We start from the raw sequence: 13,223 nt of genomic DNA, 5'->3' as shown, positions 1-13,223 counted from the left end.
GGGCCTCCCCGCGCCGCCGCGTCCGCGCCGCGGCTCGCGTACCCTTCGGGCCGCGCAATCGGCGTGCAGCCCCCGAGGCAGTACTCCCGGCGGCAGGGGCTCGCGGCAGCGCTCGCGAGGGCTACTCCTCGCCGCGCCGCGCGCCTTCGGCCGCCCGGATCGCGTCCCGGTACGTACGGGCCGCGGCGCGCAGCGCCGTCTCCGGCTCGATGCCCTGCCCGGCCGCCCGCACCGCCAGGGCGAGCAGTTCGTAGCCGACGCCCTCCCGCTCGGGCACCGGCACCTCCAGGCCCGCCGTACCGGCGCGGGACGCCAGCTTGGCGGCCAGCGCAAGCGCGGGCTGGCCCAGCGGCACACCGTCGGTGACCGAGTCGCGCTGCTTCTCGGTCGCCTTCGTACGCAGCCAGTGCGCCCTGACGTCCTCGGCGGTCTCGGCCGCCTCCTCGCCGAAGATATGCGGATGGCGGCGGATCAGCTTGTCCACGATCCCGCCCGCCACCTCGTCGATCGAGAACGGCTCGTCCGGGTCCTCCTGCGCGATCCGGGCGTGGAAGACGACCTGTAGCAGCACATCGCCGAGCTCCTCGCGCAGCGCCTCGCGGTCGCCCTGCTCGATGGCCTCGACGAGCTCGTACGCCTCCTCGATGCCGTACTTCACCAGCTCCTCGCTGGTGCGCGCGCCGCTCCACGGGCACTCGACCCGGATCCGGTCCATCACCTGGACCAGGTCCAGCAGGCGGGCGCCCGGCAGGTCGTACGCCCCGGGCAGCAGCTCCAGGTCCGGCATCCGCTCCCGCCCGGACCCGGCGAGCCGGGCCAGCCCGTCGGTCAGCGCGGACTCCCCGTCCGCCGAGGTGATCACCACGGCGGTGCGGCCCGGCGCGGTGACGCAGTAGTCGACCAGCCCGCGCGCATCGGGCGCCGCCTCCTCCACCTCGACGCCCGCCTCCCGCAGATACGGCAGCTGCGGATGGGCCGAGTCCGCGCACAGCACCCGGTCCGCGCCGCGCAGCGCCTGCCACGCGGGCCACGACAGCAGCCCGGGCGCCACCCGGTGGCTGGTGGTGAGCAGGACGATACGGCCGGTAGGGCCTGCGGCAGGGACTGTGTGGCGGGCTTCGGAGGCGATCACCCTTGAAACGTAACTTACGCCTGCCGGCTCACGTCCTCGGAGGTCCGCAGCCAGGTCTCCTTGGTCAGCACCGCCGTGCCCCGCGTGTCGTCCCATGTCCCGTAGCGCGGGTTGACGTCGATGGCCAGCTTCTTGGAGGTGCTGGCGAAGACCGCGTTGACCTTGGCCGTGCCGAGCTTGTGCACCAGGGCGTTGCGCATCAGTTCCACGCGCAGCGCGTCGTCGATGCGGTCCGGGGCGATGCCCTGCTCCAGATAGAAGTCGCGCAGCGCCGCGGCGCCACCCGGCTGCGCCCCGGCGGTCGGGCGGCACTTCGTCGTCTGCCCCATCTGGAGGTCGCGCAGCACCTCGGCGCCGCCCGCCCCCTCGACGGCCTTGCGGCACTGCTGCACATCGCGGGGGGTCACCCGCACCCCGTTGTCCTTGCCGGCCCGCTCGATCACCCGGAACTGGATCATGCGGATCAGGGTGCTCTGGCTCAGCTGACCGCTGTTGGCCACCAGCTGCTCGGACTTGGCAGAGCCGCGCTGCGCGTCCCGGACGTCGTTGACCCGCGCCTGGAGCTGCGAGACGGTGATCCGGCTGCCGTCCACGACGGCGGCGGCACCGGGGTGCGCGTCATTGCCGCAGGCGGTGAGCAGCGGGGCGGCGAGCAGCGCGGAAGCGGCGGGAACGGCGAGGGCCGCTCGGCCACGCGGCGTAGCCGCGTTCTTCCGACGGTATGGGGGACGCCCCCCAAAGGGATGCAGCATCAAGTCTCCCGGCATAGATCGACCTGGCGTTGACGATGGTATGGAGTCGGCGCGGCCGAAGCCACTGATTCGACAACGATTCGCCGGAGCTCCGGCCACCTCCCTAACCGCGGACCTGCCCGAGCCAGTGCAGCGTGCGGCGGATCTCCTCCGGGAAGGGGTGGTGCGGGCCGTGCAGCCGCTCGGCGTCGTACAGGAGACGGGCGAGCATGTCGTGGGCGGCCGGGCGGTCGCCGAGGGAGAGCAGCAAGTGCCCGATCCTGCGGCGGACTTCCAGCGGTGTGGCCGGGTCGGTGGCCGCGTACTGCTCGAAGTACGGGAGCAGCGTGCGGTATTCGACCAGTGCCTGGGCCGCCTCACCGAGCTGTTCGAGGCACTGGGCCGCCTCGTAGCGGAACTGAAGGGAGGTGCGCAGCGCCTCCGGGCCCGACTCGGCGGCGTACTCGTCGGCGAGCCGGCGCAGCTCGGGCAGGGCGCGGCGGTACTGCCCGTCGTCCATGAGGGTCACCGCGTACTGCTTGCGCAGCGACCGTACGACCGGGGAGAGCTCGCCGTGTTCGGCGGCGGCCGCCGGGAGGATCGCGCCGAGGATGTCCACGGCCTGGGTGATCCACCCCTGGTCGAGCAGGCGCTTGACCTCGTCGACGGCCGCCGCCACGTCCGCCCGGGCGGGGGCGGCGGGGGGAGCCGCCGGCGGAACAGCGGCGGGTGGCGGGGCGGGGCGGTCCGGCCAGGGGGCGTGCGGGCGCAGGAAGGGGCGGGTGGGGTCCATGGGGCCGGTGGCGGCGACACCGGGCGCCGCGGCGGCGTACGGCAGCAGCGGAACCAGCGCCTGGTAGACCTCCTGGGCGTCGGCCGGCCGGTGCTGGGCGTCCTTGGCGAGCAGCCGCAGCACCAGCGCCTCCAGTGCCTCGGGCACCTCGGGCCGCGCCTGGCGGACCGGGACCGGCGGCTCGTAGAGGTGGCGGTGCAGCACGCCCAGGGCGGTGGAGCCGGCGAAGGGCACATCGCCGATGAGGAGTTCATGCAGCAGCACGCCCAGCGCGTACAGGTCGGTGTACGGGCCGACGGCGCCGCCCATGGCCTGCTCGGGGGCCATATAGGCGGGGCTGCCGATGGGCGATCCGGTGTGGGTGAGGCGGGTGGTGTCGGTGTCGAGGACGGCGGCGACGCCGAGGTCGAGCACGGTCACCGAGCCGTCGGGGCGGATCATCACGTTCCGCGGCTTGAGGTCGCGGTGCACGATCGGTACCGCGTGGACGGCGGAGAGCACCGCGCACAGCTGCGCCACGACGCACACCGCCCACTGCCAGGGATAGGGGTCGTGTTCGGCGAGGTGGTCGGCGAGGTCGGCGCCCTCCACGTACTGCATGATCAGGTACAGGTCGTCGTCGTCGCTGCCCGCGTCGTGCACGGTGACCAGCCCTCGGTGGTCGACCTGCGCGGTGACCCGGCACTCGCGTACGAAGCGGCGGCGCAGCTCGTCGACGCCGTCGCCGCCGTCGCTGGGTATCGCCATCCGGTCGGGGCGCAGCAGCTTGACCGCGACCCGGCGGTCGAGCCGCCGGTCGTACGCGGTCCACACCTGGCCCATGCCGCCCTGGCCGAGGAGCGTGGCCAGCTCATAGCGGTCGGCGACGACGCGTCCGTTCAACGGCCCTGCTCTCTGCGGAGGTAGTCGCTGAGCTCATCCAGCTCGGCGCGCACGCGCTGGATGCGCTGCGGCTGGGGCTGCGGCTGCGGCTGGGGCTGGGTTTGCGGGTGGGGCTGGGGCTGGGGTTGGGGCTGCGGCTGGGGCTGGACGGGCTGGTGCGGCTGGAGGGGCTGCTGCGGCGGCACGGCCTGGTGCGGCGGGGCCGGGTAGCCGTACGCCCCGGGCGCGGGCACGGGCGGATACCCCGGCGGGACGTACGGCGCGACGCCCGGCCCCACGGCCGGCGCCGGGCGGTGGTGCTTGATGTCCACGATCAGGTAGTGCGTCGCCACGGCGCAGGACAGCAGGAACATGCCCGCCAGGGTCGTGTACGCCAGCGCGTCGGGCTCGTCGGGGCCGGTCCCGAACTCCACGAACGCCAGCACCACCACCACACAGGTGCCCCAGAACAGCAGCCAGTCGAGCGCGCGGCGGCGCAGGATGGCCACACGCAGCATCGTCACCCACGACAGCAGGCCGAAGGTCAGCATCGTCAGGCCGACGAAGACCACCCGCAGGACGGCCACCGTCACGGTGGAGGCGGGGCGGGGCGGCGGCGCGGGTGCGTGGCCGTGCATGGCTGCTCCTGGAGGACCTGGTGCCGAGGGGCGCTCGCGCGCGTGCGGGCGCGCGCTTGAGCGTATACATCGACTTGGCGGGCCGGGCCCGGGTTGTATGGATCCGTCGTCTCTTTGATCACACAATCGTGATCAATGGGGCTGGACCGTACCGTCGGCGAGGCCGTCGTACAGCCCCCGTACCAACTGGTCCCCCAGCCGCCCCGCGAGCCTCAGCGCCTCCTCGAAGGAGGCGAGGGTGCGGTAGTGCTCGCCGTAGCGCCGCTGGTCCGGGAGCGGGAGCCGGGGCAGCCGCAGTCGGCGTACGTCGAGCCGGGTGGCGGTGGAGGCATAGCTGCTGGCCTGCCGCTGGTTGGCGCTGCCGCGCAGATACCCGGCGAGGAACCACGGGTCGAGCGCCTCCGGGTCGGGCCGCAGCAGGCACAGGTTGCGGGCCAGCGCGGCCCCGGCGGCGGCCTCGTCCACCACGCGGGCGACCGTGCCGCCGCCGATCAGCGGCACCACGACATCGCCCGGCTCGGTCAGCACCGGCTCCTCGGCGGGCGCCTCGCGCCGCTCGCCGACGGCCGCGGTGGCGGCCGGGCCGGGTGCGGGGGACGGGGCGGCGGGGGCGGGGAGGGTGCCGGTGGGGCCGGTCCCGGCGAGCACATCGGTCTCGGTCAGCACCGGTGGCGCCCCCGGCCCCCCGCCCGCCGGCTGCCGTCCCGGTCCTGGCGCCGTCGTCGCGCCGCCGGTGCGCAGCACCAGGGCGCCCGCGCGGGCCAGTTCGCCGACGGTGGTCATGGGCCAGCGCGCGCCCTGCGCGCCGGCCGCCGCGCCCGCCCCCTGGTCATCGGGGTCGGCCGGGTCCGGGGGCGCGACGGGGGTCAGTTCGACCGTGCGGGCCAGGGTGGCGGTGAGCCGGTCGCGGACGGCGGCCAGCTCCTCGGCGCCGCCGCCCGCGGCGGGCGGCGGCAGATGGCGGGCGGGGGCGAGGTCGACGTCGTCGTCGAGGAGTTCGATCACGGGCAGCGCCCGGCACACCCCCGGCCGCTCGGGGGCGCCGTCGCCGCGGTCGAAGGCGTGCCAGGCGTCGAGGGCGGTGTCGCGCACGGTCGGCCAGGGCAGCCTGTCCCGGCCCGGGGAGGCCGCGGCCGCCGGGTACCCGGGGACCCCCGCCGGGCCGTCGGCCGGGCCCGCCGCCGAGGCCGCGGCCGCCGCGGTGTCGACCAGCAGCAGCCGCGGCGCGGTCGGCTGCCCGGCCCCGGGGCGGCGCAGCACCCACAGGTGCAGCGGGATGCCGTACGGCGGGGCGGCCCCGGCGGGCAGCGCGACCACGGCCCGCAGCGCGCCGCGCCGCAGCAGGTCGGCGCGGATGCGGCGGCCGGAGCGGCGGGAGGCCGCGGCCGGGGGCATGAGCAGCACGGCGGTGCCGCCGTCGCGGAGATGCGCGAGGGCGTGCTGGACCCAGGCGAGCTCGGATTCGGTGCGGGCCGGGAAGCCGTACTCCCAGCGAGGGTCGTAGGCGAGCTCGTCGTGGCCCCAGTTGCGCTCGTTGAACGGCGGGTGGGAGACGACCGCGTCGGCGGCGAGCTGCGGCAGGGCGTCCGCGCGCAGGCTGTCGCCGCCGTACACCCGCACCTGGGCGCCGTGGGCGCCGTGGGCGTCGTGGGCGTCATGGGCGTCGTGGGCGTCATGGGCGTCGTGGGCGTCGTGGGCCAGGGCCAGCCGCAGCGCGGTGAGCGCGGCCAGGTCGCGGTCCAGCTCCTGGGCGTACAGCGTGGCCGCGCTGTGGGTACGCAGAACGGCCCACAGCAGCCCGCCGGTGCCCGAGGCGGGGTCGAGAACGGTGGGGGCGGGATCGGTCTGATCGGTGAGCTCGGCCGACTCGCCCACCACGCCCGCCAGGGCGGCCATCAGCTCGGCGAGTTCGGGCGGGGTGACGGTGTACTGCCGCGGGTTGGCGTCCAGATGGCGCCCGATCAGGAACTCGTACGTCTCGCGCGGGCTCGACTCGGCGGCCAGCTCGGCGGCCTGGCGCAGCAGCGGTACGAAGGGCAGCAGCCCGGCCGGGTCCGCGACGGGCACCGGATGGTCCTCGCCGAGCCGGGCGGTCAGCACCGGGGCGAGCGCGAGCGGCAGCAGCTCGGCCAGCTGCGGGTCGGCGGCCTCGCTCAGCCGGCGCCACTGGGCGGGCCGGTCCCGTACGAGGAGGAGTACGGCGCCGACGGGGCCGAGCGCGGCGGCGGCCCCGGCCGGATGCCCGGCGAGCGCCTGCCAGACGCGCTCGCGCAGCGGCACCTCGGCGAGCTTGCCCTGGGCGCGCAGCCATCGCTCGACGTCGCCGAGGGCGAAGGTCGGGCTGGTCTCGGTGCCGCCGACCGGCTTGGGGAAATCCGTGTGGCGGCGCCGCCAGTTGCTGACGGCGGCGCGGCCGACCCCGGCCAGCCGGGCGATCCCGGCGGCGGTGACCTCTGCTGCGTTGTCGGGCACCTGGCTGACTCCATCCCGTGGTGCGGCTGTGGCGTCGAGCATACCGAGAGGGATCTCCAAGAGATCCGTTCACATTGTGAACTCTACCCCCCAACTGACCCTTGTTGACTCGGTTCACAGTCTCTGCTCTTATTGACGCATCGGTTCACGGAGTCCGATCCGGCTCCGGGATAAGCGTCAGAAGGGGTGGGCTGTCGCATGTCGCAGCAGCAGAAGCAGAACTGGTTTGCCCGGCACAAGGTCCTGACGGGGGCGGGGGCGCTCGTCGTGGTGATCGCCATCGGCGGCGCCCTGGCGGGAGGGGGAGGCGACGACGGCAAGGAGTCGGGCAAGGACAAGGGCACCGCGGCCCAGGGGGCCGCGTCCGACACGTCCGACAAGGACAAGGGCAAGGACAAAAGCAAGGACAAGCCCAAGGCCGAGGCCGCCATCAGCGGCGAGGGCACCTTCCAGGTCGGCTCCGACGTCAAGCCCGGCACCTACAGATCCACCGACAACACCGACGGCATGTGCTACTGGGAGCGGGCCAAGGACTCCAGTGGCGAAACCGACTCGCTCATCGCCAACGACAACGTCATGGGCAGCGCCTATGTGACGATCAAGGCGAGCGACAAGATCTTCAAGTCGAACGGCTGCAAGGGCTGGGAAGCGGTCCCCGCCAAGGCCTCCGGCACCCCCAAGTCCGAGCTGTCCGGGAACGGCGGCATGTACCGGATCGGCGCCGACATCGCCCCCGGTACGTACAAGTCGACCGGCAACGCCAACGACGCGACCTGCTACTGGGAACGCAGCAAGGACGCCCTGCACGGCATCGACTCGATCATCGCCAACGACAACGTCTCCGGAAACTCCATCGTGACCATCGGCAGCGGAGACGGATACTTCAAGACCAACGGCTGTAAGAACTGGAAGAAGACGAGCTGATGCGCTCCACCACAACCCTGGCGGCGCTGTGCGCCGTGACCGCACTCGCCCTGACCGCCTGCGGCACCGACGACGACAAGAACGGCAACGCCGGCAAGTCCGGGCAGACGGTCTCGGCGAGCTCGAAGGGCTCCCCCTCCAGCAAGGCCCCCGGCTCCGAGCTGGAGAAGCTGACCGGCCCGCAGATAGCCAACAAGGCCATGAAGGCGATGAAGTCGGCGACGTCCCTGACCACGGACCTGGACGGCACGGTCGACGGCGGCCCCATGAAGTACCACATGTCCTCGAACAGCAAGGGCGAGTGCGTGGGCAACATGGCCTTCGGCACCGAGGGCAAGGTCGAGCTGATCAAGACCGGCGACCTGATCTACATGAAGTTCGACCGCGCCTTCTGGAAGTCCCAGGGCGGCGAGGACGGCGCGGCGGCGGCCGACTCGATCGGCGACCGCTGGACCAAGTCCAAGGCCTCCGGCTCCGACTTCAAGGACTTCGCCAGCGCCTGCGACTCCGACGAGATGCTGTCCGGCTTCGAGTCCGGCCCCAACCTCGCCCGCAAGGGCGAGACCACCACGGTCGACGGCAAGCCCGCCATCACCCTCACCGAGACCGACGGCGACGAGACGTACACCACCTATGTCGCCACGGAGGGCAAGCCGTACATCCTCAAGATGGTCATCAAGGGCGGTAAGGAGCCCGGCACGGTGACGTTCGGCGACTTCGACAAGCCGGTCGACGCCAAGGCCCCGACCGGGGACATCGTCGACCTCGACGCCCTCGGCTGACAGTGAGGATGTGACGTGGTGACGCTGCTGGTGGGTCTGCCCCTCGGCTGACTGACGTCTCGACTGTCCTGTTCGGGATTTGTCGGCCCGCCGGGCGTCACCACGCACGCGGCCGGACGGGCGCTTGTGGCCTCATAGGAGCACTGCGGGCCCGTGCCGACTGGCACCCTGGACGCTACAGCTGCAGACCGTGCGTCCGGGCTCGATTGAACAAGTCAGGAGCTTGGTCCAGAAGCCCCGTCACTGTCTTGTCCGCCCGCCCGCCCGGCGCGTGCCGCCCTCGGAACGGACTCGCAAGGACGGGCATAAGACGCGACGGGTGAGGGGCAAGTCGGACCCGATCGATGCCTATGCCGCCGCAACCGCCGTGCTGTCCGGGCGGGCCATGCGGCTGGCCCGCGCTGATACGGACCCTGGCCCGGGTGCGGCCGGGTGACGGCCTCGCCCGGCCGCTGGCGGCCACGAGGCGGCCCTGCACCGTCTGGCCCACCGCCACCAGGCGATGGACGCCGAGATCGCCGAGCTGGACGCCGAGATCGGCCCGCTGGTCGAGCAGACCGCCCCGCGCTGCTGGAGCTGTTCGGTGTCGGCCCTGAGACCGCCGGGCAGCTGCTGGGCAGCAGCGGAAAGCTCCTGTGCTTCGAACTCACCCCGTACCGCGGCAGGTTCGGCATCGCGGCTCGTCTCGTCGTTGGCTTCGCGGGTGCAGGTGCGCTTTGCGGGTGGGTGTGCTGCGCTGCGCTGCGCGTTGGCTGTGCTGCGTGCCGCCCATGCGCCCCCTCGCGGCATTCGGCTTACGCGAGTGCGGCTTTCGTCTCGGACCCTCCGGGTCCAAAGCGCCAGCGAGAAGAGGGAAGGGGGCGACTGGCCCGGTGTCCCGGTTGCTCGGCCCGGCGGGCGGCTGAGCTCAAGACAGGCTCCGCTGCGACTGCTGCCGCGCGGTAGCCGACCGATCAGCCCAGCGGTGCGCTGGACCGGGGCCTGGGAGCGCGACGGACAGGCGAGCACTACGGGGCGGGACCGGCTCTCCACCCACCCCCTGTCAAAAAATCGCTTGCTCTGCATCAAGCACTTTTTTAAGAGGGGGTGGGTGGAGGCCCCCAAACCGGACCGGCATCCACCGCTCTGGGCGACCATCCGTCGCTCCGCCGTCCACCAACCGGTGACGGACCACTGGACGGCGACGATGCCTCCGACGCCTCTCCCCTCCCCGCTGCCGGCCGCTTTGCGCCGAAGGCGCGAGACGATGCCCGCTCTCGGCGACCGGACCATGCCGGCGGCGGGGCGGGAACTCCTCACGGGTCACGGCGGGCATGGACCAGCTGATCGAGGAGCGACGCCCGCACACAAGGGGTGACCATAGCTCGGACCGAGTACCACGACGAACCGGACGCCCCCGAGCCGAACAGCCTGGTCGTCGCCGCATCCGCCGTCGTCACCGACGACTCGCGATCTCCGACGAGCCCGGGACTACGCTCCCGCCGGAGGAACTTGCCGATCTGCCCATGCACCACACTCCACGGCGGCGGCTGGCCCCACCACACCTGGGACCAGCCGTCGCCGACCCGCCCGTCGACAGGTACGAGACGCGCACGCCCGACGCGGAAGGCTGGCGCGGAGTCCGGTTCCGGCACCCGCGTGACCTGGTGACAGCGCAGATCGCGCAGGCAGACGGGGGAGAGCACGACGGAGGACCGATGCCTCCCGAGGCCCCGCGCGCCCTCGCCCCGCAGGGAGGCGACGGCATAAACCCTTGGCCGCCCCTGCGGCTGGCCGAATCGGCCCCTGTCGCCTGCTTCCCGTCGCAGTTGGGCGAGCTTCCACGCGTCGTCTTCGGCGTCAGGAAGCGTCCGACGCCGCCTCAAAGCTGTACTCGTAGCCGACAACCAGCCGGTATGGCAGGCACCACTCTCCGTACTCGATCACACCCTCGTCATCCCACAGCCGGTGAGCGCCCGCGAGGATGGGCGAGCCGATGCGCAGGCCGAGGAAGTTCGCCTCGCGCGCGTCGGCGTCGCGGCCATGGAGGTCGTCACGACCCACCTGGATGTGGCGCCCGGTGGCCTGCTGGATCCGAGGGTGCGGGGGCGGACGGCCCCCGGCCTTGCGACCGGCCCAGCGACCCGTGAACACCGCATGGGGGCACACAGCAAGATCCTTACCCGACAACGCGAATATTGGCAATACCACATGGACGGCTAGTGACCGCCCTCGTACGGTATGGCCAGTCGGCCCAACCAGGTCCGCGAGCAAGTATGGCACGGGAGGAACTGACCCGACTCACCGGCAGCGGTAATGGGGAGTGCAATCAGAACGACTGTCCCAACATCTACCGGGACGAAACTGACGGCGGAATCGTCGTGCAGGGCGACGTGTGTGAAGCGTTCCAGCCTCCGGCCGGTGAGGCGCTGGTGAAGATCCCCGAGCACGTCCTGAGGGAGGCCGTCCGTGCTCTTGGAGGGTGAAGTGTGGCAGGCCAAATTCCGGGATTTCCAGAGCGAGGCGTGGAGGCTTGAGACTCTGCCTTCCTACAAGGTCCCGCAGGAAGAGGAAGAGATCCGGGCCTATCTGGCGGGTGACCGTATCGATCCTCGCACGCACTCCAACGCGTACACGGAGGATCTGAAGCGGGTACGACGTGAAGGTAAGAGCAAGGGTCGCGTGCACATCGTTACTCGCCCGCTCGCCACGTATCTCCGCTACGAGTTCATGTACTACCGGCCACACGTATGGGCCGGCGAGGACATCCGGATCATGGACGTGACCGACGGAGAAAACCCCTTGGACGGCGTCCAGGACTTCTGGATGTTCGACAAAAAGGAAGTCGTCCTCATGCACTACCAGCCGGACGGCACACAGATCAGCCGTGAAGTGTACGAGGGCGATGTGACGCCGTACCTCGAATACCAGCGCATCGCTCTGGCCGAGTCGGTGCCCTTTGAGGAGTACGTGAAGGGTCTTGACGTTTGAGCCGGAAGAGCTAGGACAGTCCAGAGCGGACTTGGCCGACACGCTCAAGAAACTTCGCAAGCGGGCCGGGATCACTCAGACCCGGCTCGCTCAGCGTTGCAATATGTCTCAGACGAAGATCAGCAACATCGAAGGGGCGAAGCTGACGCCTAGCCTTGTTGACGTAGAGCTGATTCTCAGGGCTTTGCAAGCGCCGCCCGATCTCGTCTCCCAGGTGGCGTCCCTTGCTCGTACCGCAAACACCGAATGGCAAGACGTTTGGTCGCAGCGCCGCACCGGCCTGGAGAAGAAACAAAATGAGCTGGCCGGCTTCGAACGTTCTTCCACGGAGTTTCGGTACTTCCTCCTGTCCATGGTGACCGGCCTACTGGCTACCCCCGAATACGTGAGGGCGAGTCTCGCCCACATCCCCGGAGACCACGGTAAGGCGATTGCCAGGAAGCTGGAACGATTGACCGGCTGGCATCTATTAGCCTGCTGCCAAACATTCGCCTCGGAGTCATCCCCCTCTGCGGTCATATCCCGGTCGGCCCGCTGAACACCTTTACCATTTATGACACGCGAATTGCGACAGTCGAGACACAGACGGGTGCAATGGTTTTCCGGGACCATCGGGATGTGTCGGCATACCTGGATGAGTTCGCAGCATATGAAGGGCTCGCCTCGTTCGGGGAGAGTTGCAGAGAACGGCCGTCCGAGTGGGCCAACCAGTTTCGCTCATGATCTTTACCCGACTACAGAAATATTGACAGGCTCACACAGTGCCCGCCTCTATCTTGGATAGGCGACCAAGGATCCTCGAAGGGGCAGGCGATGAGTCACACAAAGACGACGATCAAACCACCAGTCTATCTGTCGTTCGCCTCCGATGTTCCGAAGCCTGCAAAAGGGTGCGGTGTCTGTGCTGCACTGGCGAAGCAGCGTGAGGCTGCGCGCCAGAACGGCAGCGGGACCACGGTCCAGGACTGCAACGACGAGATGGAAAATCACCCGCATCGCAGGGCAGGTGATTGAAAAAGCGGATGACCCGCACCGAAGCCACCCGCAAGCGAGCTGGCAAGCCCACACGGCAGAAGCGCCCTCCAAAGGCAGCGGAGGCACAGCCGGAGGTCCCCAAGACCTACTGCCGAACCTGCATTGGGCACCGGTCGATTTGGTGCCCCGAATGCTTCGGCTTCTTCGGCTGCCAGACATGCCACAACATGTTCAAAGTGCCGTGCCCCCAATGCGTGGGCGGAACGTTGGAGCCGATCAGATGGTGAGGCAGTTCCTCGGGCGAGTGGCTTGGCCGGTCTTCTCGTTCTTTACCGCTCCCGGCGCCAATGACCGCAGCGCATGGGTCGAACGCCTGCGGGCGAGCCGCGCCAAGGACAGCAAGGACAAGACCAGGCGTGCGCTCGACGCAGTGGACGGTCTTCTCCGCTCGGGACGGCGTATCACCGTCGCTCAGGTGGCGCGGGAAGCAGCGGTGTCCACCTGGTTCGTCTACAACCAGCCTCAGGTGCACCAGGCCGTGCAGGACGGCATCACCGCCCGGCGAGAGCGGGGACGCCAGAACTCCCCGGTCCCGGAGGCACCGCAGGTGTCCCCTGCCGGGCTGCGGACGGATCTCGCGCTGGCCCGCGAAGAGATCAAGGACCTCAAGAAGGAACGCGACCGCCTCCGTGAACGCGTACGCCTCTCACTGGGCGCGGAACTGGAAGCGACAGGACGAACTCAACTAATCGATCGAATCGACAAGTTGGAACGGGAGAATTCCGCCCTACGTGCTGAGCTGGCAGAGTCGCAGGGCATCCAGAGCGCGCTGGAGCACAGCCTCCAGGAGACCGAGGACGATCTCACGGCCGCGCGCGCGAGTCTCCGCAAGGCGATGCGGGCAGTCCCAAGTCGCTGATGACCCGCCACCGGCTCCTCTCGTAC

General features: G+C 70.6%; 12 protein-coding genes and 2 pseudogenes. 8 read left to right on the top strand and 6 right to left on the bottom strand.

Features of this window, described 5'->3' with window-relative positions:
* Positions 1 to 121: 121 nt before the first annotated feature.
* From ACWY4P_RS31575 to ACWY4P_RS31555, 5 genes are all read right to left on the bottom strand, one after another.
* The gene (locus tag ACWY4P_RS31575; RefSeq protein ID WP_456203870.1) at positions 122 to 1,132 is read right to left on the bottom strand and encodes a nucleoside triphosphate pyrophosphohydrolase; all 1,011 of its coding nucleotides are present in this window, start codon (positions 1,130 to 1,132) and stop codon (positions 122 to 124) included.
* 14 nt (positions 1,133 to 1,146) lie between these two features.
* Entirely contained in the window at positions 1,147 to 1,884 is a 738-nt protein-coding gene (locus ACWY4P_RS31570) for a SurA N-terminal domain-containing protein (protein ID WP_456203869.1), read from the bottom strand.
* A gap of 103 nt (positions 1,885 to 1,987) precedes the next feature.
* Positions 1,988 to 3,478: a protein kinase domain-containing protein gene (locus ACWY4P_RS31565; RefSeq protein ID WP_456213127.1), complete on the bottom strand. Its 1,491-nt coding sequence runs from the start codon at positions 3,476 to 3,478 to the stop codon at positions 1,988 to 1,990.
* A 56-nt stretch (positions 3,479 to 3,534) separates the two neighbouring features.
* A complete protein-coding gene (locus tag ACWY4P_RS31560) occupies positions 3,535 to 4,155 on the bottom strand; it encodes a hypothetical protein (RefSeq protein WP_456203868.1) in 621 nt (206 codons plus the stop codon).
* Positions 4,156 to 4,287: 132 nt separating this feature from the next.
* Positions 4,288 to 6,669 (bottom strand): HsdM family class I SAM-dependent methyltransferase, encoded by a 2,382-nt coding sequence (locus ACWY4P_RS31555; RefSeq protein ID WP_456203867.1) that lies wholly within the window; start codon positions 6,667 to 6,669, stop codon positions 4,288 to 4,290.
* Between the two features lie 156 nt (positions 6,670 to 6,825).
* Between ACWY4P_RS31555 and ACWY4P_RS31550 the strand changes: the two genes are divergently transcribed.
* From ACWY4P_RS31550 to ACWY4P_RS31540, 3 genes and pseudogenes are all read left to right on the top strand, one after another.
* Positions 6,826 to 7,551: a hypothetical protein gene (locus ACWY4P_RS31550; protein ID WP_456203866.1), complete on the top strand. Its 726-nt coding sequence runs from the start codon at positions 6,826 to 6,828 to the stop codon at positions 7,549 to 7,551.
* On the top strand, positions 7,551 to 8,333 hold the full coding sequence (locus tag ACWY4P_RS31545) for a hypothetical protein (RefSeq protein ID WP_456203865.1): 783 nt from the start codon (positions 7,551 to 7,553) through the stop codon (positions 8,331 to 8,333). The genes ACWY4P_RS31550 and ACWY4P_RS31545 overlap by 1 nt, the downstream gene beginning before the upstream one ends.
* Positions 8,334 to 9,692: 1,359 nt before the next feature.
* Positions 9,693 to 9,779 (top strand): annotated as a pseudogene (locus ACWY4P_RS31540) (DNA mismatch repair protein MutT); the annotation flags it as partial.
* Between the two features lie 393 nt (positions 9,780 to 10,172).
* Here ACWY4P_RS31540 and ACWY4P_RS31535 read toward each other — a convergent pair.
* Complete coding sequence (locus ACWY4P_RS31535) at positions 10,173 to 10,481, bottom strand: hypothetical protein (protein ID WP_456203864.1); 309 nt, start codon at positions 10,479 to 10,481, stop codon at positions 10,173 to 10,175.
* A 107-nt stretch (positions 10,482 to 10,588) separates the two neighbouring features.
* On the opposite strand from ACWY4P_RS31535, the gene ACWY4P_RS31530 reads away from it, so the two are divergent.
* From ACWY4P_RS31530 to ACWY4P_RS31510, 5 genes and pseudogenes are all read left to right on the top strand, one after another.
* Positions 10,589 to 10,798, top strand: coding sequence for a hypothetical protein (locus ACWY4P_RS31530; RefSeq protein WP_456203863.1), 210 nt, complete (start codon positions 10,589 to 10,591; stop codon positions 10,796 to 10,798).
* Positions 10,782 to 11,303, top strand: coding sequence for a DUF6879 family protein (locus ACWY4P_RS31525; RefSeq protein WP_456203862.1), 522 nt, complete (start codon positions 10,782 to 10,784; stop codon positions 11,301 to 11,303). Before ACWY4P_RS31530 ends, ACWY4P_RS31525 begins: the two co-directional genes overlap by 17 nt.
* Positions 11,293 to 12,026, top strand: a pseudogene (locus ACWY4P_RS31520) (Scr1 family TA system antitoxin-like transcriptional regulator). The gene ACWY4P_RS31525 and the pseudogene ACWY4P_RS31520 overlap by 11 nt, the downstream one beginning before the upstream one ends.
* Positions 12,027 to 12,116: 90 nt before the next feature.
* Complete coding sequence (locus ACWY4P_RS31515; protein ID WP_456203861.1) at positions 12,117 to 12,317, top strand: hypothetical protein; 201 nt, start codon at positions 12,117 to 12,119, stop codon at positions 12,315 to 12,317.
* A gap of 241 nt (positions 12,318 to 12,558) precedes the next feature.
* Positions 12,559 to 13,197 carry a DUF6262 family protein gene (locus tag ACWY4P_RS31510; protein WP_456203860.1) on the top strand — a complete coding sequence of 213 codons (639 nt, stop codon included), beginning with the start codon at positions 12,559 to 12,561 and terminating at the stop codon, positions 13,195 to 13,197.
* The last annotated feature ends 26 nt before the right edge of the window (positions 13,198 to 13,223 follow it).

The organism is Streptomyces sp. LZ34, from assembly GCF_053890475.1.
Note: the sequence above shows the minus strand (reverse complement) of the source record. Positions and strands in the feature narration are given on the sequence as shown.

Excerpts from the sequence above, each read along its gene's own strand:
- ACWY4P_RS31565 (WP_456213127.1), bottom strand. The coding sequence starts at position 3,478 with ATGGGCCAGGTGTGGACCGCGTACGACCGGCGGCTCGACCGCCGGGTC.
- ACWY4P_RS31545 (WP_456203865.1), top strand. The coding sequence starts at position 7,551 with ATGCGCTCCACCACAACCCTGGCGGCGCTGTGCGCCGTGACCGCACTC.
- ACWY4P_RS31570 (WP_456203869.1), bottom strand. The coding sequence starts at position 1,884 with ATGCTGCATCCCTTTGGGGGGCGTCCCCCATACCGTCGGAAGAACGCG.
- ACWY4P_RS31550 (WP_456203866.1), top strand. The coding sequence starts at position 6,826 with ATGTCGCAGCAGCAGAAGCAGAACTGGTTTGCCCGGCACAAGGTCCTG.
- ACWY4P_RS31560 (WP_456203868.1), bottom strand. The coding sequence starts at position 4,155 with ATGCACGGCCACGCACCCGCGCCGCCGCCCCGCCCCGCCTCCACCGTG.
- ACWY4P_RS31530 (WP_456203863.1), top strand. The coding sequence starts at position 10,589 with ATGGCACGGGAGGAACTGACCCGACTCACCGGCAGCGGTAATGGGGAG.
- ACWY4P_RS31515 (WP_456203861.1), top strand. The coding sequence starts at position 12,117 with ATGAGTCACACAAAGACGACGATCAAACCACCAGTCTATCTGTCGTTC.
- ACWY4P_RS31510 (WP_456203860.1), top strand. The coding sequence starts at position 12,559 with ATGGTGAGGCAGTTCCTCGGGCGAGTGGCTTGGCCGGTCTTCTCGTTC.
- ACWY4P_RS31555 (WP_456203867.1), bottom strand. The coding sequence starts at position 6,669 with ATGCTCGACGCCACAGCCGCACCACGGGATGGAGTCAGCCAGGTGCCC.